This is a genomic window from Nocardia acididurans, from assembly GCF_016741815.1.
In the GTDB taxonomy this organism is placed as follows: Bacteria; Actinomycetota; Actinomycetes; order Mycobacteriales; family Mycobacteriaceae; genus Nocardia; species Nocardia acididurans.
Window position 1 is genome coordinate 13210 of record NZ_JAERRJ010000026.1, and the last position, 20157, is coordinate 33366.

Consider the following 20157-nt stretch of genomic DNA (forward strand, 5'->3'; position numbering starts at 1 on the left):
AGATTCCGCACGAACACCTCTCGAAGTGGTTGGTAGTGCCATCGCGTGGACCCGCGAGCGTGGCGTCAGCAGGCAACTTACTTGCGTTCTAGATAGCAAATATCTGAAACTGCAGTATGTGACTGACATCACCAGTGGCTGGAAGGCGAAACTGAGGCGATTGGCATTCATTCGCCGCCGGAATTTTCAGTCCGTCCGCGGAGGATTGCCCTGCGCTTCGTTCGACACTTCCGCCCAGTTGTTCCAGGTGCGTAGTCGTTCGTGGTAGACGGCGGTGACGTGGGGTAGTGCGGTCGATCCGAAAAGAACCCGCAGGGGCGGGTTTTCGGCATCGACGATGGTGATCAGGGCACGCGCCGCGGCGCTGGGGTCGGCTGGGACGGTCCGCTCTGCCGCCGTGCGGAGCGCGGCACGCAAATCGGCGTAGACCGGAAGGGGTTCCGCGTGTACCGCGGACGAGCCGGCCCAATCGGTGCCGAACCTTCCCGGCTCGACCAGGGTGACCTTGATGCCGGTGCCGGCGACCTCCGCGGCCAACGCCTCGGTCAATCCCTCGAGGGCCCACTTCGAGGCGTTGTATCCGCCGAGGGCGGGCAGGGAAACGACGCCGGCCACGGTCGAAATCTGCACGATGTGGCCGGCTCCCTGCGCGCGCAGCAGCGGCAGCGCGGCCTGCGTAACCCAGACCGCTCCGAAGAAGTTGGTCTCTAGCTGGTCGCGGAGGTGTTGTTCGGTGAGTTCCTCGACCATGCCGAACAAGCCGTAGCCCGCGTTGTTGACGACGACATCCAAACGACCGAAGTGCCGGTGGGCGCGTGTCACGGCCCGAACGGCCGCCGCCCTGTCGGTGACATCCAATGGCAGGGCCAGTACGGCCTCCCCGTACCTCTCGAGGAGATCGGTCAAGGCGCCGGTGTCGCGCGCGGTCGCCGCCACGCGGTCGCCTCGCGACAGGGCGGCCTCGACGAAGTGGCGGCCGAGACCGCGCGCGGCCCCGGTGACGAACCAGACTTTGGGCATGGGGGTAACTCCTGGTCAGTTCGGTGTGCTGGGAGTGCGAACGCCACAACGGAATGGCGGGCGCCGCTGGTGCGAAACCTGCCCCATGTCTTCTGGCGGCTGCCTGTCCGGCCGGGCTCCGTCTTTGCGCGCAGCATCAGCTGGGGCGGATTACTTGCTGATGGTACAGCAAGTAATCTAGGGTTGAATGTGCGCCGGGCCACATCGACGGCGTAGTTGCCCGGATCGTCGCCGTGGCTCGAGCGGGCGAACGCGCGGACCTGTGTCGACCGCTCCCGCGGAAGTGACCTCCGGGCCGAATATCCGTGCGTCACACCATGATTGAACGTGGGTGACGCGTGAAAGGGGACGAAGTTGACCCAACCCGAGCAAGGCTCCCCGGAATACTGGGCACTGCACCGGCCCGAACAAGTCGCGGTGATCAGTGGACCCACCGCACTGACCTACCGGGAGTGGAACGACGCGGCTGACCGCGTCGCCGAAGGTCTCGCCCGTTGTGGACTGACCGGCGGTGATCGCCTCGGCATGAGGTTCCGGCTGACGCCCGAGTGGTTCGTGATCCAGCGCGCGCTGCAGAAACTGGGCGTTACGCAGGTAGCGGTGAACTGGCGGCTGACGCCGGGTGAGGCCGTCTACATCCTCCGCGACAGCGGCGCCAAAGGTTTGGCGTGCAACGACGGTGACGTCAGCGGTTGGGCCGCTGAGGACATCGGGCTATTGGTGACCGTCGGCCAGGACGAGAACGCCGCCGGTGTGCGCTACGAAGATCTGCTGAAAACCGGTGACGCCCCGGCTCGCTTCGGCGCGGCGCGCCCGGCCATGGTGCTCTACACCTCGGGGACGACCGGTCGACCACGCGGCGTGCCGCCGACCAACACCATCGCCGACCAAGAACGCCTTGCCCGATACGTGCGGTCGGTGGATGCCGTGCCGCCGCATCCCGACGGCGTCCGGACTCTGCTGACCATGCCGATCCACCACGGCGCGGGTCCGTACCTGGCCTTCCGGGCCTGTGCGCGTGGCGGAACGGTCATCACGCTGGATCCGTTCGACGCGGAGGAAGCGCTGCGGCTGATCGAAAAGCACCAGATCCGTTCCTGGGGCGCCGCGCCCACCATGATGTTGCGGATCCAGAAGCTGCCCGAGCACGTCGTCGACCGCTACGCCCTCTCGTCGCTGCGCGATATCGGACTCGGGGCGGCGCCGGTGCCGCATTCGCTGAAGCAGTGGGTCATCGATCGATTCGGCGACAGTGTCCTCTGGGAGAACTACGGTGCGAGCGAAGTAGGGATGATCACCTACACCGCGCCCGAGTTCCAGCTGAGCAAGCCGGGAACGAGCGGACAACCCTACGACGGCGTGGAGGTGGCGATCGTCGACGGCGACTGGAATCGTCTGCCCGCCGGTCGGCTCGGCGAGATCGCGGTCAGCACCCCCACCGTTCTGCACAACTACCTGGGAGGACCCGCCCTGGGCGACGAGGTGGTCAAGGATGGGTTCTACCGGACCGGCGATGTCGGCTATCTGGACGACGACGGTTTCCTGTTCATCACCGATCGGATCAAGGACATGATCGTCGCGGGTGGGGTGAACATCTATCCGGCCGAGATCGAGAAGGCTCTGGTGACTCATCCGCAGGTTGTCGACGCTGCGGTCATAGGCGTCCCTGACGACGACTTCGGTGAGAAGCCGATGGCCTTCGTCATCCCGGTCGCCGGTTCCGTGCTCACCGAGGCGGAACTGCTCACACATCTGGAAGACCGCCTCGCCGGGTACAAACGCCCCCGCCGGTTCGAGTTCGTCGATGAGCTGCCGCGTAATCCTACCGGCAAGGTACTCAAACAACTACTGCGCCAGCCCTATTGGGAAGGCCGCGAGCGCAATGTCTGATAATCCCACCGCGCTGCCGCAGCTGCTGGATCTGAGTGGGCGAGTCGCGCTGGTCACCGGTGCAGGGCGGGGCGTAGGCGCGGCGACCGCCAGATTCCTTGCCGCGCAAGGGGCTGCGGTCGCGGTCAACGACTACTTTGCCGAGCGGGCCCGCGCCGTGGCCGCCGAGATCGAGGCCGTCGGCGGCGCGGCAGTGGCGGTGGGCGCCGACATCGGTGACCCGGTTCAGGTGGCCGATGTCGTCGACACCGTCGCGAGGACCCTCGGCCCGGTCGCGATCCTGGTGAACAATGCCGGTAACGCGGGGCCGGAACCTGTTCCCCAGCAACCATTCTGGCAATCCGGTCCGGCCCAGTGGGAGCCGTATCTGACAGTGAACCTGCTCGGTGTCATGGTGTGCTGCCGGGCGGTGATCCCCGGCATGATCGAGGCCCGCCACGGCCGGCTCATCACCGTGATCAGCGATGCGGGCCGGGTCGGCCAAGCCGGACTCGAAGTGTATTCGGCCGCCAAAGCCGGTGCGGCGGGCTTGATGCGAGGGCTGGCGCGCAGCCTCGGGCGGTTCGACATCACCGCCAACAGCGTGGCCTTGGGGATGACCAGAACCCCGGCCATGGACGAAGTGCTCGACGACGACGCCCGCGTCGAGAAGATCCTGGCGGGCTACCCGATTCGCCGGGTGGGTGAACCAGCCGACGCCGCCGCGGTCATCAGCTTCCTCGCCTCGCCCGCGGCCGGCTGGATCACGGGCCAAACCTATCCGGTGAACGGAGGATTCAGTGTCACCCAATAATGAGGCGGTGCCGCCCGGCGCCGCGAAGTCCAGTGCGGCAACCGATGTCGCGGACACCGGGGCCGTGGTGCTCACCGAGGTGGTGGATGGGCACATCCTGGTCCTACGCATCAATCGGCCGCACCGCCGCAACGCCTTCGACCGAGCCACGGCGCGGGCGATGGAGGATGCTCTCGATGCCTTCGAGGCCGACGACACCCTGTGGTGCGCGGTCGTCACCGGCTCGGACATCGTCTTCTCCGCCGGCCAGGATCTCATCGCCGCCGCCTCGGGAGATATGGCCGTCACCGCGCGCCGCGGAGCCTTCGGCATCATGGGGCAGCCGCCGGTCAAACCGATCATTGCCGCGGTGGAAGGCCACGCACTCGCCGGCGGACTCGAGCTGTGCCTGGCCTGCGACCTGATCGTCTCCTCCCGCACCGCCACCATGGGCCTGCCCGAAGTCGCCCGTGCACTCGTCGCGGCGGGCGGCGGATGCTTCCGGCTGCCTCGGCGTATCCCGCACCATATCGCAATGGAGCTGATCCTCACGGGAAAGGCTTGGCCCGCAACACGTTTCGCCGATCTGGGTCTGGTGAACAAACTCACCGAACCCGGTGCCGCCCTCGCCGGCGCGCTGGAACTCGCGCGGGAGGTCTGTGCGGCCGCACCGCTCGCGGTGCGCGCGAGCAAACAGATCGCGGCCCATTCCCATGCCTGGTCGGATGCCGATGCCTGGTCGAACCAGATGACCTACACAGCCCCAGTATTCGAGTCCGAAGACCTGAGAGAAGGTCTGCTCGCCTTCGCGGAGAAGCGGCGACCGGTATGGAAGGGACGCTGAGATGACGATCGACCCCATCCTGCGCAGCGCACTGCTGGACGGCCACGTCGCCATAGTCACCGGCGGATCACGCGGAATCGGCGGGGCGACGTCGACCGCGCTGGCGGCCAACGGCGCCAAAGTCGTTGTGGCCGACGTCGATAAGGCCAAAGCCGAGGAAACGGCGGCGACCATCAACGACGCCTACGGCCCCGGCTCGGCCACGGCCTTCGTCGCCGATCTGGTCGCGCCCGGCGCGTGTGACGATCTGGTCGCCTACACGCTCGAGCAGTACGGAACGCTCGATATCGTGGTCAACAACGCGGGTTATGCCTGGGACGGCCGTGTGCACTCGATGACGGACGAACAGTTCCAAGCCATGCTGGACATCCACCTCGTCGTACCGTTCCGCCTGGCTCGCTCGTGCGCGCCGGTGTTCCGCGCCGCCGCGCTGGCCGACGACGAGAAGGGCGTACGCCGCCACCGCAAAACGGTGATGGTGTCCTCGATGGCGGGTCTGATCGGCCTGGACGGCGCGGCCAATTACGCCTCCGCCAAAGCCGGCGTCCTGGGCCTGATGCGTTCGCTGGCCCAGGAGTGGGGAACGCTGCATGTCAATGTGAACGCCGTGGCCTTCGGCATCATCCAAACCCGTTTCGGGCTACCGCAATCCGAGCGCGAGGTCATCCAGACCGGTGGCCGCACGATTCACGTCGGCGTGCCGCCCAAGCAGGCCGAACGACTGGGGCTGGCCGTCGATCCCACCGCCGCGCCGACCGACGCGGAGATCTACGCGCCCAAACCGTTGCGGCAGGTCAGCCTCGGTCGCACCGGAACCGTCGGGGAAGCCGCCGACACCATCCTCTGGTTGTGCTCACCGCTGTCGAATTATGTGACAGGGCAGGTCATTCCAGTCAACGGTGGCATGCGCGCCGGCTGAACCGAACCGGGGGGCCGGGGCCGTGCGGAACCCACCTGTGCGGCACCGCCCTCTCGGCGGGGCAGGCTTGTCGAACAGCCAGCAACCGATGCTACGGTGAGCGCCATGGCAGGCCGGACACGACAAACCGAGGGCAGGAGCGACACCGAAGCCACGGCGCGCGCGGCGGCGGTCACCCGCCGCACCCAGAAGGAACGCTCCGCCCATGCCGCGCAGGCACTGCTCGACGCGGCGGAAGAACTGTTCGCCCGCCGCGGCGTCGACCACACCTCGCTAGCCGATATCGGCGAGCTGGCGGGTTTCAGCAGGGGCCTGGCCAATCATCATTTCGGCACCAAGGCCGCCCTCGTGGACAGGTTGACCGAGCGAATTCAAACGCGGTTCGCCACCGACGCCGAAACCCGCGCGGAAACAGGGTCGGCCGACGCCCTCGAAGCTCTGGAAAATCTGGTAGAGGACTATCTGACAGCGATAGCCCGGCACGCGCGATCCAGCCGCGCCTTCTTCGTCATGCTGGGCGCGGCGTTCCCCGCCGAGGCGTCTCTGCGCCCCGTGCTCGCCGCCGACGACGAGAGCTTCCGGGAACGCATGGCCAGCCATGTGCGGGCGGGACAATCCGATGGCAGCGTGGACGACACCGTGGATCCGGTCGCCACCGCGGTCATGGTGGTCGCCATGCTGCGCGGTACCGCGGCGCAGTATCTGGTGGACCCGGACGCCATCGACCTACCCGGGGCGATTCAGGCCGCCCAACGTTTCCTGCGCATCGGTCTGGCGCCACCGAACCGTCGATAACCGCTGCGGCACAGTACCTTCCGGCATGGACTCGGTTCAGTCTTTGGCGAGTACGTGGACCGCGCACACCGCGCCCACACCCACCATGTGTGCCAATCCGATTCGTGCGCCGGGATGTTGACGTGCCCCTGCCTCATCGCGGAGCTGTGTGGTCAGTTCAACGATCTGACCGATGCCGGTGGGGCCGATCGGGTGCCCCATAGACAGCAGGCCGCCTGATGTGTTAACCGCGACTCGCCCGCCGATATCGAACTCCCCGGCCGCCAAAGCGGCTGCGGCCCGGCCGGGTTCGCACGCGCCCATGGCCTCGAGATACAGCAGTTCCTCGATGGTGAACGCGTCGTGCAGTTCGATCAGATCCACTTCGCTGATCCGCAAACCGGCGCTGGTGAGCGCCTCCCGGGTGGTCGTGGCGGTGAGCGCGACATCGAAATTCTCGGTGCCGTAGAAGGTTTCGGATCGCAGCGCGGACGATCGAATGCGCACGGCCCGATCGCGGTCGAGCCCGAGCTCGCGAATAGCGTTGTCCGACACGATGATAGCGGCTGCCGCGCCCTCACTGATCGGACAGCACTGCAGGCGCGTCAATGATCCGCTGATGTACGGCGGGGTCAGCACGTCTTCGAGAGACCGGGCCTTGCGCCGTTGCGCATGGGGATTCGACACCGCATTGCGACTGTTCTTGACCGCCACCTGGGCCACCTGCTCCGCTGTCACGCCGGTTTCGTGCATATATCGCGAGGCGAGCAGAGCGAAATGGGTCACCGGGGCTACGCGTGTGCCCAACAGATCCGTGAGGCCGGCCGCGTGTGCCGGGAACGAGACGTGCAGGGGCTTGTCGACACCGACCGCGATGGCCACGTCGTGGACTCCGGCCGCGACATCGAGATACGCCTGACGGAACGCGGTCGATCCCGACGCGGAAGCATTCTCGATCTGCATCATCGGAATTCCGGTGGCCCCCAGATGCCGATACATCAACCGCGACAACGCCATCGAGGTGGTCGCGGTGCCTGTGTAGGCGGTTTGCACCCGGCCCCAGCTCATCCCGGCATCGGCCAGCGCTTCTCGGATGGCAGTCACCCCCAGTTCGGTGTAGGGGGTATCGCCGGGCCTCTGATAGGGATGCATTCCGACCCCGGCGACCCACGCGGTGCGCAGTCCGGATGCTGGGTTCACTGCTGCTCCTCGTTTTCGCACAGCACGAAACCCGGTTCGACGGTTCGGTTTCCGGCTTGGTCCATTCCGGTGGCACGCCAGCGCGCCGTCACCCGATCGTCGATGCGCACCGCGGCGGACTCCGGGTGGATGAGGGCGCGGATGAGCGGGCCGCCGTCGAGCAGGATCTCGGCCACGGTGAACGGCGGGTCGGGATGTCGGGCCACGTGGACGGTGGCCATCGCGCGCACGATGCCGACGGCGGCCAGCTCGAGGGGTTCGAGGCGGGCTTGTGGCGCCCCGCAGACCTCGCACCCGATGCTGATCGGGGGAAAGTAGGCCCGCCCGCAATCGGTGCATGTCACGCCGTGGAACACGGGTGTTGCGGGCGACGGGTCGTACAGATGGGGATGAGCGGCAATGCGCACGTGCTCTCCAAGGGGGTCGATACGGTTCAGGCGATCGAAATGGTCTCCGCTGCTATGTGTTTGGGACCGGTGAGCGCCTGTGGTAGGTGTAGGTGATCAGCGCCGACTGCAGACGGAGCAGGTCGGAATTGTTGTGTGGGTCGAGGCCGGTGAGGTCCTTGATGCGCCGCAGCCGGTAGTCGACGGTGTTGCGGTGAACCCCGAGGGTCGTGGCGGTTTTCCGGCGGTCGAAATTCGCGGCCACGTGAGACTGCAGCGTATCGATCAGATCAGGGGTTTCGAGCAATGCTTCCACGGGCGCGATCAGCGATCCGGTCGCCGGACCTGTGCGAGTGAGCTGGTACTCCACCGTCAGGTCACCGAGCGTATACAGATCCGGTGCGTAGCCGAGGCGTACGACGATGTCCAGCAGGTCGCGCGCGAGTGCGACCGCGCGGGGAATCGCTGCCGCCGAACTGTGCACGGCCGCAGCCGAAATCGGAGCCTCGGCGACCCACGCGAGCTCGGCCGTGAGCCCGCCGGGGAGCTGGGGCTCGCCACGCGACGGCAGCAGTATCGTCCCTCCGCTGCTGTCGAGATTGACGACGGCCGCGTCGCCGTATCGTTCGGTGAGCCGTGATCGAATTCGGCGCTGTGGCTCAGCGGGGAGTTCCGCGGCCGGAGGCTTGCGGGTACTCGCCTTCGTCTCGGGGGCGTTCGCGATGGCGACCACATGGTAGTGCCCGCGGATCGGCACACCCGATACAGCGGGCGTCCGGCCGTACAGCAGTGCCGATCCCAGCACCTGCGCCCGGTCCGCGGACCCGAGTTCGCTCCAGTGCCTGGCCGGCACGAGGGGTTTCGATGTCAGGGAACGGCCCTGGCGGAGAGGTTTCCTGCCGGCGAACCAGCGAGCTGCCATGACGTCGGCGGGGCCGAGGTTGCGACCTGTGGACGCCGGCTCTCGCACATCCCGCTCACGCATTCGACACCTGGTAGGACACGACGACGATGGGCGGTTGAGCTTGCTCGTTCCTGCGCTCGACGCTGAGCGCATGGCTGCCGACCATAGCCGCCGTTCCTTCCTTTCCAGGTTGCCGGGCACGCCTGCGCAATTGCGAACAGCACCAGCCCGGCGCAAACATGTTAACTAACCAGCAAGTTAATGAGCAAGGAGTCGCAGCGCTGATCCCCTGAATGCTGGCTCGATCGAGATCGAAGCCGCCCTGCACCGCGTCGAACTAGGTGACCAGCTCCGGGAGCGATCTCTGTACCCAGTCGTAGGGTGCGATCACGGCATCGAGGAGTTCTTCCGGAGTGTCTTTGCACAGCGATCCGTACAACTTCCGGATGAGCGTGTGTTGCCCGGCGCAGTGCGCGGCGGTACGCACCGCGCGCAGGCCGCTGCGTACGTCCGAAGCGGCGCGAACACGCCGATCCTGGTCCGGCACCGGCACTTTGGCGCAGCCTGCCCGCCATGTCGCCTCGGAGAGCATCACCGCCTGTGGGTTGCCGTGCTGCAGAATGACGATCGCCTCGGTGCCCGAGCGGGCTTCCGCGAGCACATCGCGCCAAGACATCCGCAATGCTCTACTGGAAATGCTCTTCACGCTGCTCCGACTTCCGATGGCGAAACTGATTCGGGCAAGTTCAGGCACCGTGAGCTGGAGTGTATGTCTTGGCGTCGCTGATGAATTCGGGGTTGCCGTAGGTGGCCAGCCGACGCCGGACCAGCCTGGTGAGGTAGCGGTCCAGAGCCGGCCGCAATCGTTCTATGCGGGAGGCGCGCAGGACGACCAGGAACCGGCCGACGATGAACGGTGCCGTCACCGCGATCCGCGCGAGATCGGCGGCGCCGATCGACACGCCCATAGCGCGTGCGGCGCGCCGATCTCCGTGGCAGAAGGCCGCGATGAAACCCGCCTTGCTGTAGCTCTTCTCGACCGCATCGGCGATGCGATCGACGCGAGAGTTGCCGGGGCGCAGGTAGGCCGACATGGTCGAGCTGATCAGCTGCCCGCAGGTGGCCTCGTCGAAATCCGCACGCAGGAGAGCGGCCCGGGCGTGGATCACGTGCACAATCCCCTCGGGCGTGGTGGGGAGCAGATCCTCGGGAAGTCCCAGCAGAAAGCATCGGTAGCGGCCGAACTCCACCAAAGCCCGCTCGCTGTCGGTGAATCGGGTCCGACCACTGCGCAGCACGCGCGTGGAGAGAAGGTAGAGGTTGATCATTCCCGCGGGCATCTGATCGACCTGTGGGACCGGTACGCCGTAGGTCTCCGAATCCCAGCGTCCGGATCGGGTGAGCGCGTTGAAGCGGACCATCGAGTGCATCAACCGCACCATCGCCGCCGCTTCGAATCCGGGGCCGTGGCGCTCGAGCGCTCCCGGCAGAGTCGTCACCGCGAAGAAGTTCGCCGTCTCGTTCACCCGCCGTGCGGCCCGGCGTCCGGACAGCGCTCCGGTCAATGCCATCGGCAGCGCGGCATAGGTATTGGTGAACGTGGCCAGGAACGCGCCTCGGGTGAGGAATGGGGCCAGCAGCGCCGCGGTGACGCGGGCCTGCCGTGCGCCTTCGCGGACGAGTTCCATGTCCAGCCACTCGGGAGTGGCTTCCATCGCGGCGATGAACCGCACCAGCTCCGGTGGTGCGTCCTCGACGGCCTCGATGCCTTCGCGGCAGGCGCGGCGCACCATGGCGACCAGCTCGGTCACGCTGCGTTCGGCACTCGCGGCGGCGAGCGGATCCGCGACCGTGTCGCCGAGCATCGTCGCCGTCGAAATCAGTTCGACGACAAGGGGATCGGCGAGAATCGGGTCACGCTCGGCGACCCACTCGGGTAACGCCGAGGCGACACCCGGCTGCGTGGCCAGCCGGTAGGGCTGCCTGCCGAAGTCGATGTGCCCGTACAGGTCAGGCTGCCGCTCGCGCTGATCGCGTACGAGCCGCGCCAAGTCCGGGTAGTAGGTAGCCATGCATGCTCCGATCAACTAACAACTTGTGAGCAATACTCACGGACTGTTAGTTATGCTGTCAACCATGACTTCGCAACCGCGACGGCGAATGAGCGCAGAGGCGAGACGTGAGCAGATCCTCGACGTCACGCACGCGATCATCACCGCCGAGGGCTTTCACGCCGCGACTCCGAACCGCATCGCCGAGACAGCCGGCGTCAACCGGTCGCTGCTCTACCAGCAGTTCGGCGATCCCGCCAAGCTGTTCGTGGCGCTGATCGACCGCGAGGCGGCGCGCGCGGCCGCGCAATTCGCACAGGCCGTGTCCAGTACGAGCGACAGTGGGGCCAACCCGGCGCTGCGCGCCTTCGACAGCGTGCTCGACGCCGTCGACGCCAGCCCCGCCACTTGGCGGCTGTTCCTGCTGCCGCCGCAGGGCGCACCGCCAGAGCTCTACGAACGACTGAATCAGGCGCAGGCCATCGTGCGCGAGCACCTCATCGCACGGCTGCGCCGACTGGGTCCGGATCTCGAGGATCCGGAGTACACCGCACGGATCCTGCAGGCGGTGTGCCGGGAGTTGCTGCAGCTACGTCTGACCGAACCCGAATCGGCTACTCGGGAGCGACTGCACTCGCTGGCGCGCAGATTCGGCTCCGAGCTATTGCCGGGAATCCGACCATGAATCTCGTCAAGGGGTTGCCGAAAACTCGACGAACCGTTTCATATGCCTCGAGTAGCCGAACCGCAAGAGTCGGTCAGTTGACCAGAATGTTACATAAGAAACACGAGGAGAAGGCTAACCTATCCGTATGCTCAGCTCAGTCCACCGCAATACCGGCTGTCGTCGATCAATTCGATATCTCGTCGCAACGGCCGCAATTACTTTGATTGCAATTGGCACCACCCACCCTCTCGCGGCGGCCGAGGAGCCAATTGCTGAGCAATCGAGAATTTCCGATGCGAAAGAATTTCTGGCGGCAATTCAGGGTGGCCGGTTACTCGGTGTTCCGCCGCTGAACCAGCTGCTCGCGGGAGCCGGAGCGAGTCTGGCCTCGGCCGAGTTCTGGTCGAACCTCGTCCACGAGGCGGTGGTCAACGATTCTGTTCTGCTGCCGCTCCCGATCGATGTCGTGAAGCCCGATGTGGTGCTTCCGCACGCCCCGGTCGCGGCCGGTGGCACAGTGTCGGCACTGCCGTACGAGCCCGTCGATCTGCTCGGCGTCTCCTACGAGTGGGCAGGGCGGACGAAGACTGTCGGTGATTTCCTCAACGAGACCGCGACCGACGTGATCGAGTTCGCGCACAACGGCCGCCTCGTCGCCCAGTACTTCGCCAACGGATGGTCGGCCGACGTCGCGCATCAGGCCTGGTCGACCACCAAATCTTTCGTCTCCACGCTGGTCGGTATCGCTCTCGACCAGGGCCTGATCTCCTCGGTGGAGGACCCGATCGAGCGGTACATCCCCGAACTCGCCGAGACGGCCTGGCAGGGTGTCACCCTCCGGAATCTGCTCGAGATGCGATCCGGAGTCCACTGGGATGAGCACACCTCGGAACTGTCGCAGAACACCCAGGTCCTCCAGTGGGTCGACCTGGCGCTGGACTACTTCACCGACGGCAGCGCCGGACAGACCAGAAACGAATTCCTGCGCTCGCTGCCCCGGGCGGAGCCGCAGGGCGTGCGCTTCAACTACAACAGCGCCAACACGCAGGTGCTCGCCTGGCTCGTGGAGAGCGTCTACGGGCAACCGTTCAATCAGGTTCTCTCCGAACAACTCTGGCAGCCGGCGGGGATGGAAGCCGGAGCGGACATCATGACCGATCGAACCGGTGCGGCCATCGCGTCCGAGGCGCTGTTCGCGGTCCCTCGTGACTTCGTCCGTTTCGGTGAGTTCATGCGCACCGGCGGCAGCACCCCGGACGGCCGCCGGATCGTCTCCGCGCGATGGGTCGCCGCGGCCACCACCGACATGAAACCCGCCCATGACGCCGGCGACCACGCCGAAGGCGGTTACGGATTCCAATGGTGGAACGGCGCGACACCGGACGGCTTCCAGGCCAACGGTTTCCAAGGCCAATACATCACCGTCGCCCCGTCGGAGTGCCTGACCGGTGTACGGCTGGCGCACACTCTGCAGGTGACCACGGACCTGGATTTCGCGGGACAGGGCAAGGAAGAGTGGCACGCACTCTATCGCGCGGTCATGGACCGACTCGGCGGCTGCGAATAGCCGCTCATTCTCTCGAGTATCGACAGGGCCGCACATGCTCGACTCTCCCACCGCTGATCCGGCATTCTCTTCCAGGCGCAATGTACTGAGTTCTGCGCGGCGCGCCAATTCGGTCGCATTCGCCGCGCAGGGATTCTTCCTGGCCGTTGTTCTCACCGAACTACCCCAGCTCAAGAGCAAATTCTCTCTGAATGAATCCACTCTGGTATTCCTGGTTGCCGGAATTTCGCTGATCGCGGCTGGGGGTAGTGTTCTCGCCGAGCGTGTGGCCGCACGCCACTCGAGTCGAGCGGCACTGCGGCTCGGCCTTCACTTCATCTCTCTCGGTGGGCTTGCCGCCGCGTGCTCGCCGGGACCGGTGGCGTTGTTCGTCGCGCTGGGGGTCTACGGCATCGGCCTCGGCGCGGTCGACGCGGGCGCGAACATGCAGGCACTACTCATCCAGCATGGTCAACGGCGATTCATTTTGTCGTCCTTCTACGCGGCGTGGAGTGCGGGAGCGATCGGGGGCGCATTGCTCGTGGCGAGCTGCGAATCCCTGAACGTTCCGGTCGGTGCGGTCATCGGTGCGGCGGCAGTCATCGTTCTTTCCGCCGCGCAGATCCTGGGACCGCGGCTGCCCAGCGCAACCAATGGCGAGTCGGGGCCCGACGAGCGGGAGTGCGCCCCGGATGTGCCGGTCCGCGCGCTACTGCTGTTCGGTGCTGCGGTGGCGCTGGCGTTCGCTATCGATCTGGCGGTGGGCAATTGGTCGGCGCTGTACCTGAGCGAGGAACTGCGCGCCTCGGCTGCGACAGCGGCACTCGCGCTGGCTGCCTACCAGGGCGCATCCCTGGCCGGGCGGCTGGCAGGCGACGCCCTGGTGCGGCGGTGGGGCGCCCGGACTGTCAGCAGGTGCGCGGCTGGAATCGGTGCCGCTGGTCTCACCATCGTCGTGGCGGCGCCGGTCCCGCCGGTCGCGATCATCGGATTCCTGATCGCTGGTTGCGGCCTGCCGTTGATCGCACCGTTGTGCTTCAGCGAATTGGGACGACGCACCAGTGGCCGCGGGCTCGACACGGTGATAGCCCGGCTCAACCTGTTCAACTACGCGGGGACACTGGTGGGCGGTGTGCTGGTCGGCGCGGTCGCCACCGCCACCAGTCTGCGGACAGGATTGTTGGTTCCGCTGCTGTTCGCGCTCGCCCTCCTCGGGCTGGCGCGGGCCTTCCCCACCCGCCATGCCGCTGCCGGCGGTGCGGCCGGTCCGCCCGGAAAGGTGGTCCCGTAATGCACACCTCGATCGCGGATCATTGCCTCGTCGACGCGAGATTGGATCTTCCGACTATTCCGCCCGCGGTCCTGAGCGGGATCGTGGAACTGGGCGTGCGGGCAGGTTGCGACATCGGATCGTGGTTCGCCGGCACTGGTCTGACCGTGTCCGAACTGCTGACCGAGGATTCGATCAAAGTGTCCTTCCGGCAAGCGGTTACGGTGTTGCGGCGGGCGGTGGCGGTCATGCCGGACCGGCCGCTGGGCATGCAGGTGGGCGGCCGGGACATTTTGTTGTCGATGGGCATGCTGGGGGTGGCTATGCGATCGGCCGCGACCGTGGGTGAAGCGTTGTCGATCGGCTTGGAACTGCACCAGGCATCGGGAAGCCTGATGGACATCGACCTCGAGCAGGATGGCGGAACCGCGGCTCTGCGACTGTACGAACGACAGCCCGAACCATTGCTGCTCGCCTTCCTCTGTGAAGAAGTGCTCTGCAGCACAACGGTTTTCGTGCGCTCGGTGGTCGGCGCGGACTGGACCCCGGCGCGGCTGGAGTTAGGGTACGAGCCCCCGTCGTACGCGAGTCGATACCAGAGCTTCTTCCGATGCCCGGTCGAATTCCGCGCTGAGTACACACGAATGGTCTTTCCCGCGGCGACCCTGAACCTGCCGTTTGCCACACGCAATCAACCGACCAGGGCGATCGCGGTGGACGCGTGCCGTCGATTGATCGACACCGGTCGCGGGGAACCGGACGTGGTGGCCGTCGTGGAGGCGCTGCTGGAACAGCACCTGCGTCATCCTTTGACGATGGCCGAGGTGGCGGCCAGGCTGCATGTCACCGAGCGGACGCTGCGCCGGCGCCTCAGTGCCGCGGACGAGAGTTTCAGCTCGGTCAGGGATCGAGTGCGGCGACGGCGTGCCACCGCGCTGTTGCGCGAGTCCACGATGCCGGTGGCGGCGGTCGCCCATCAGGTCGGCTACAGCGATATCCGTGAGTTCCGTCGCGCCTACGTTCGGTGGACCGGGCAGCCCCCCAGCGCAACTCGCCGGTGATGTCCGGTTTCCCCCTCCAGAGGCCCGGAAGTGCCCTCGCCCGACGCAGCGGCTGCCGTTTGAATACCGGCAGCACCTCTGTTCGGATCTCGCAGGCAGGCACGCGGACAACTCACGATGGCACGAAACTCCAACGGCGAAAGCACGTTTTCTCGGATCGTCAAGCTCCTCGACGCCTTCGCGCACGGCGACACCGTGTTGAGCGTGACGGAACTGTCGTCGCGGACGGCGATGGCCGCGCCGACGGTCTCCCGTCTGGTCGGGGAACTGGTTGAGCAGGGCTGGCTGCAACGCACGCCCGACCGTCGGGTGCGGGTCGGGCGTGCGCTGTGGGATCTTGCGGTGCGGGCCGCCCCCGGGGGTGTGCCGCCGCCGGGGTCAGACGGGCATATTCGCTTCGTACCAGCGTGCGGCGTCGAGTATGGCGGTGTCGATGTCCCCGGGGTGGTAACCGAGTTCGGTGATGGCGCGGGCGCTGCTGGTGGCCTGCGGTAGTGACAGATAGCGCGCCAGGCCGGGATCGATGTCCGGCGCCGCCCTGGTCACCAGCGAAGCGAATTCGCGGAGTGCGCCGACCGCGCCGAGCAGCGGACGCGGAATGGGTAGCGGGCGTTTCGATGCGCCGATCAGCTCGGCCATCCGCGAAAACACCTCGTAGTAGCTGTGATTCGGTCCGGCGAGAATGTAACTGCTGCCGGCGCTGCCCTTTTCGAGCGCGGCGACCATGCCCCGCGTCACCGCCCGCACATCGCACCAGGAGGTGGTGCCCGGCGGGCACGGATAACGGCGGCCCTGCTGCAGCGCCCGGATGACCCGTCCGATCTGCAGGGTGTAGTCGTAGGGGCCGATCATGAAGCCGGGGTAGACGACCACCGCGTCCAACCCCTTCTCCACTCGATGCCGCACTGCGAGTTCGCCGGCGAGTTTGGTGTCGGCGTAGTGGTAGCCGATCCCGGTGAACAGGTGATCCCCGCCGTTCTCGTCGACCGGACTTCCGTCGGGGAAGTAGCCGAGCACATCGGTGGTGCTCGTGTGCAGAAAGCGGGTGACGCCGGTTTCGAGGGCGGCGTCGGCGAGCAGGGCGGGCACCACGGCATTGACCTTGCGCCGCCGCTCGGCCAGGCCCGACCAGGTCGAGGTGTCCCCGGCGACATGGAACACCCAGTCGTGGCCGTCCACCAGCGCCCGGGCCACGCCGGGTTCGGTGAGGTCGGCGAGCCGGATGGTGATCGGCAGGTCTTCGAGCCAGTGGGTCGGCGAGCCGGGCATGCCGGTGGCGGTGACGTCGTGGCCGGCGGCGAGCAGCTCGCGGACCAGGTTCGCGCCGACGAAACCCGTCGCGCCGGTGACCAGGCATTTCATCCCAGCACCTCCGAGATCTGCTGGTCGACGCGGATTCCGTCGAACTGGCCGGGAGTGAGGTTCTGCCAGCCCAGCCGCTTGCGCAGGGTGGCCAGGTAGGAGTGATACGCGTGCGCGTCGACGTAGGAGCGATGGCGTGCCGATGCCAGGAAGTTGATGCCGCCGTTGAGTTTCGGGCGATCGGCGGCGATGAGCCGGTCGAACTCGGCCGCACGGTCCGGGTTGTGGTCCTGGTCGTGCAGATACTGGGCGAGGAGATTGCTGATGTGGTCGAACAGCGTGTACGCGCTGGAGTTGATCTCGATGTACCCGAGCCCGAACAGATTGTGGTGCGCGCGGTTGAACACCGAGAGGTACAGGTCGGGGCGTCCCTCGTTCCAGCTGAAAAACTGTGCGGCGTAGGGGATCTCCCAGTCGTAGCCGGTCGCGTAGAGGATCAGGTCCACCTCTTCGGTGCGTCCGTCGGTGAAGCGCACCCGCGAGCCTTCCAACGCCTCGATATCGGTGCGGATGGCCACATCCCCGTGCTGCAGGTAGTGGATCAGCTGGCTGTTGAGCAGAGGGTGCGATTCGAACAGCTTGTGATCGGGTTTGGGCAGACCGTATTTCGTGAGGTCACCCTGGATCATTCGCAGGGTGGCCTTGAAGAAGGGGCGTTGCAGCCACAGCGGCAGCTGTGGGCCGCCGTGGGCGAGTTCATCACTGGGAATTCCGAAGATGTGCTTGGGAATCAGGTGATATCCACGCCGGATGCTGACGAACGCCGCCTCCGCGTTCGCGGCGGCGTCACAGGCGATATCCGCACCCGAGTTGCCCAGACCGACGATCAGCACCCGTCGCCCGCGGAACTCGAGCGGGCTGCGGTAGGTCGACGAATGCCGGATCTCGCCCGCGAATTCGCCCTTGTGCTTCGGGATTCGCGGCGACCAGGTGACGCCGGTGGCGCAGAGGACGGCCCGATAGCGGTGTACGGTACCGTCGTCGAGGCCCACCAGCCACTCTCGTCCGTCCTGCTGCACATCGGTGACCGCACAGTTGAACCGGATCGTGTCCCGCAAACCGTACGCCGCGGCGAACGACCGCGTGTACTCGAGAATCTGCCGGTTGCCCGGGTAATCCGGATAGGTCCGCGGCATCGGGAAATCGAAGAACCCCGAGGTCTTCCGCGACGAAATGAAGTGCGCGGACTCGTACATCGGCGTCCCCGGGTTGTTCAGATCCCAGATGCCGCCGACATCGCAATGGCGTTCGTACTGGTCGTATTCGATTCCCAGCCGCTTCAGCGCTCGGGCCGCCGACAGGCCCGCGGGTCCGGCGCCGATGATGCACACCGGCAGCGGTGTGCTCGCCGAGTGATGGTCCGACATGAATCCTCCGTTCGAGATCGAGAACACAGCGATCGAACAACGAACACGCTCACGGCGATAAGGGGAATTGCGGCAAACCCCAGGGGCGTACCGGACATCGATAGGCGCGAACACGAAGTGCGCTCGATCCGTCGGGCCGAACGACGGCAACTGTCCGGATATACCCCCTCGCAGGCTGATAACCCCCTCCCGGTCACGGCGTCGAAAAGCTGGAATACGGAGTCGAGGTGCTTCGGCCAGTGGCCACGCACCACGGAATCCCCTCGTTTCAGCAAGGACCCACCCGAATGTCTTCCGACAGCAGCACTTCCACTATGTCTCGCCGTGGCCTGTTCGCACTCGGTGGGGCCGCCGCAGCCGCCTGGACCGTGGCGGGCGCACACCGCGCCCACGCCGGTCTCGCCGCCGATGTGATCATCGTCGGCGGCGGACTGGCTGGGCTCGTCGCCGCCTCCGAACTGATCGCCGCCGGGCGACGGGTCCTGATTCTGGATCAGGAGCCGGAAACCAGCCTCGGCGGCCAGGCCCATTGGTCCCTGGGCGGCCTGTTCTTCATCGACTCCGTCGAGCAACGACTGGCCGGTGTCCGGGACTCCCTCGAGCTGGCCCGCGGCGACTGGTTCCGCACCGCGGGATGGGACCGCGGACCCGATGATGTTCTCGGCGAAGACTATTGGGGCAAGCGATGGGCAGAGTCCTACCTGCAGTTCGCCGCCGGCGAGAAGCAATCCTGGCTGCGGAGCCTCGGCATGAACTGGGTGCCCTACGTCGGCTGGGCCGAACGCGGCCAAGCCGACGGCGGGATCGGCAACTCCGTACCCCGATTCCATATGACCTTGGGCACCGGGCCCGGTGTGGTCGAACCGTTCGAGAGGTCCGTTCGAGCCGCAGCGGGCCGACTGGTCACCTTCGCCTTCAGGCATCGGGTCGACGAACTCATCCTCACGAATGGCGCGGTAACGGGAGTCCGGGGCACCGTGCTGAAGCCCAGTGACGCCATCCGCGGCACTCCCAGTTCTCGCGTCGCGGTGGGCGAGTTCGAGTACACGGCAGCACAGGTGGTCGTCACCTCCGGAGGCATCGGCGGCAATCATGACCTCGTGCGGCGTCATTGGCCCGCGCGGCTCGGCAATGCCCCCGCACGCATGATCACCGGAGTGCCCGAGCATGTCGACGGGCGCATGCTCGGCATCACCGCGGCTGCCGGGGCGCGGCTGGTCAACCAGGATCGCATGTGGCACTACACCGAAGGAATGCGCAACCACTCACCGATCTGGCCCGGCCACGGCATCCGAGTCCTGGCCGCCCCATCGTCGATGTGGTTCGATGCCGAAGGCCGCCGTTTCGCCGAACCCGGCATCCCCAGCGTCGACACTCTCGGCACGCTGGAGTTGATCATGCGCTCCGGCTTCGACTATTCCTGGTTCATTCTCAACAAACGCATCGCCGAGAAGGAATTCGTGCTCTCGGGCTCCGAGCAGAATCCTGAGCTCACCCGCAAGGATCTCGCCGGCTACCTGGCCACGCAGGCTCTCACCGACGTGCCGCCTCCGGTGCAGGCTTTCCTGGACCGGGGCGAGGATGTCGTGATCGCTGACGATCTCCCCGGCCTCGTCGACGCGATGAACCGCCTCACCGGCAGCACGATGATCCGGCTCGACCCACTCCGAGACCAAATCATCCAGCGCGACAACGAGATCGAGAATCCGGCGAGCACGGACCCCGGCATCGCGGCCCTCCGCCGATCTCGCGCCTACATCGGCGACAACCTCATCCGAACCACCGAACCCCACCGCATCCTCGACCCAGCCGCCGGACCCCTCATCGCGATCCGCATGAACATCGTCACCCGAAAATCCCTCGGCGGACTACAAACCGACCTCTCGGGCCGCGTACTCGATCCGCATGGCCAACCGATCCCCGGCCTGTACGCAGCGGGCGAGGCGACAGGATTCGGCGGCGGCGGCATCCACGGCTACCGCGCACTCGAAGGCACCTTCCTCGGCGGTTGCCTGTTCACCGGCAGGGAAACCGGGCGCGCCGCTGCCCGGGACAGCGCATGACCGCTCCGCGACCCGACCCGAGGACCCGGTGGGTGGAGCCGCCACGGTTGTCGCGCTGACC

19 protein-coding genes are annotated in these 20157 nt (G+C 66.4%); 11 read left to right on the forward strand and 8 right to left on the reverse strand.

Features of this window, described 5'->3' with window-relative positions; all coding sequences use genetic code 11:
* Window positions 1-186: 186 nt before the first annotated feature.
* Window positions 187-1020, reverse strand: a complete 834-nt coding sequence (locus JK358_RS37940; RefSeq protein ID WP_201958496.1) for an SDR family NAD(P)-dependent oxidoreductase — start codon at window positions 1018-1020, stop codon at window positions 187-189.
* Between the two features lie 354 nt (window positions 1021-1374).
* On the opposite strand from JK358_RS37940, the gene JK358_RS37945 reads away from it, so the two are divergent.
* The 5 genes from JK358_RS37945 to JK358_RS37965 all read left to right on the forward strand — a co-directional run bounded on the left by JK358_RS37945 (window position 1375) and on the right by JK358_RS37965 (window position 6240).
* Window positions 1375-2910 (forward strand): class I adenylate-forming enzyme family protein, encoded by a 1536-nt coding sequence (locus JK358_RS37945; RefSeq protein ID WP_201958498.1) that lies wholly within the window; start codon window positions 1375-1377, stop codon window positions 2908-2910.
* Window positions 2903-3703 (forward strand): SDR family NAD(P)-dependent oxidoreductase, encoded by an 801-nt coding sequence (locus tag JK358_RS37950; protein WP_201958500.1) that lies wholly within the window; start codon window positions 2903-2905, stop codon window positions 3701-3703. The genes JK358_RS37945 and JK358_RS37950 overlap by 8 nt, the downstream gene beginning before the upstream one ends.
* A complete protein-coding gene (locus tag JK358_RS37955; protein WP_307817925.1) occupies window positions 3690-4526 on the forward strand; it encodes a crotonase/enoyl-CoA hydratase family protein in 837 nt (278 codons plus the stop codon). Before JK358_RS37950 ends, JK358_RS37955 begins: the two co-directional genes overlap by 14 nt.
* A gap of 1 nt (window position 4527) precedes the next feature.
* Entirely contained in the window at window positions 4528-5445 is a 918-nt protein-coding gene (locus tag JK358_RS37960; RefSeq protein WP_201958502.1) for an SDR family NAD(P)-dependent oxidoreductase, read from the forward strand.
* 105 nt (window positions 5446-5550) lie between these two features.
* A complete protein-coding gene (locus tag JK358_RS37965; protein WP_201958504.1) occupies window positions 5551-6240 on the forward strand; it encodes a TetR/AcrR family transcriptional regulator in 690 nt (229 codons plus the stop codon).
* Between the two features lie 36 nt (window positions 6241-6276).
* On the opposite strand, the gene JK358_RS37970 is transcribed toward JK358_RS37965, so the two are convergent.
* From JK358_RS37970 to JK358_RS37985, 5 genes are all read right to left on the reverse strand, one after another.
* Window positions 6277-7419: a thiolase family protein gene (locus JK358_RS37970; RefSeq protein WP_307817926.1), complete on the reverse strand. Its 1143-nt coding sequence runs from the start codon at window positions 7417-7419 to the stop codon at window positions 6277-6279.
* Window positions 7416-7763, reverse strand: coding sequence for a Zn-ribbon domain-containing OB-fold protein (locus JK358_RS39770; protein WP_232852585.1), 348 nt, complete (start codon window positions 7761-7763; stop codon window positions 7416-7418). Before JK358_RS39770 ends, JK358_RS37970 begins: the two co-directional genes overlap by 4 nt.
* A gap of 115 nt (window positions 7764-7878) precedes the next feature.
* A complete protein-coding gene (locus JK358_RS37975) occupies window positions 7879-8658 on the reverse strand; it encodes a PucR family transcriptional regulator (protein ID WP_201958508.1) in 780 nt (259 codons plus the stop codon).
* A 388-nt stretch (window positions 8659-9046) separates the two neighbouring features.
* Entirely contained in the window at window positions 9047-9463 is a 417-nt protein-coding gene (locus JK358_RS37980; RefSeq protein WP_201958510.1) for a type II toxin-antitoxin system Phd/YefM family antitoxin, read from the reverse strand.
* The gene (locus tag JK358_RS37985; RefSeq protein ID WP_201958513.1) at window positions 9456-10781 is read right to left on the reverse strand and encodes an oxygenase MpaB family protein; all 1326 of its coding nucleotides are present in this window, start codon (window positions 10779-10781) and stop codon (window positions 9456-9458) included. Before JK358_RS37985 ends, JK358_RS37980 begins: the two co-directional genes overlap by 8 nt.
* Before the next feature lie 88 nt (window positions 10782-10869).
* Between JK358_RS37985 and JK358_RS37990 the strand changes: the two genes are divergently transcribed.
* The 5 genes from JK358_RS37990 to JK358_RS40730 all read left to right on the forward strand — a co-directional run bounded on the left by JK358_RS37990 (window position 10870) and on the right by JK358_RS40730 (window position 15799).
* Window positions 10870-11445, forward strand: coding sequence for a TetR/AcrR family transcriptional regulator (locus JK358_RS37990; protein WP_201958547.1), 576 nt, complete (start codon window positions 10870-10872; stop codon window positions 11443-11445).
* 406 nt (window positions 11446-11851) lie between these two features.
* Complete coding sequence (locus JK358_RS37995; RefSeq protein ID WP_201958516.1) at window positions 11852-12994, forward strand: serine hydrolase domain-containing protein; 1143 nt, start codon at window positions 11852-11854, stop codon at window positions 12992-12994.
* A 358-nt stretch (window positions 12995-13352) separates the two neighbouring features.
* Entirely contained in the window at window positions 13353-14264 is a 912-nt protein-coding gene (locus tag JK358_RS38000; protein ID WP_307817927.1) for an MFS transporter, read from the forward strand.
* Window positions 14264-15304, forward strand: a complete 1041-nt coding sequence (locus JK358_RS38005; protein ID WP_201958521.1) for an AraC family transcriptional regulator — start codon at window positions 14264-14266, stop codon at window positions 15302-15304. Before JK358_RS38000 ends, JK358_RS38005 begins: the two co-directional genes overlap by 1 nt.
* A 117-nt stretch (window positions 15305-15421) precedes the next feature.
* On the forward strand, window positions 15422-15799 hold the full coding sequence (locus JK358_RS40730) for a helix-turn-helix domain-containing protein (protein ID WP_201958523.1): 378 nt from the start codon (window positions 15422-15424) through the stop codon (window positions 15797-15799).
* Here the strand turns inward: JK358_RS40730 and JK358_RS38015 are convergent.
* Entirely contained in the window at window positions 15683-16666 is a 984-nt protein-coding gene (locus JK358_RS38015; protein WP_201958525.1) for an NAD-dependent epimerase/dehydratase family protein, read from the reverse strand. The two genes, JK358_RS40730 and JK358_RS38015, sit on opposite strands and share 117 nt — an antisense overlap.
* On the reverse strand, window positions 16663-18033 hold the full coding sequence (locus JK358_RS38020; protein ID WP_232852587.1) for a flavin-containing monooxygenase: 1371 nt from the start codon (window positions 18031-18033) through the stop codon (window positions 16663-16665). The genes JK358_RS38015 and JK358_RS38020 overlap by 4 nt, the downstream gene beginning before the upstream one ends.
* Before the next feature lie 314 nt (window positions 18034-18347).
* Here JK358_RS38020 and JK358_RS38025 point away from each other — a divergent pair, with 314 nt between their 5' ends.
* The gene (locus JK358_RS38025) at window positions 18348-20096 is read left to right on the forward strand and encodes an FAD-binding dehydrogenase (RefSeq protein WP_232852588.1); all 1749 of its coding nucleotides are present in this window, start codon (window positions 18348-18350) and stop codon (window positions 20094-20096) included.
* Window positions 20097-20157 lie beyond the last annotated feature (61 nt).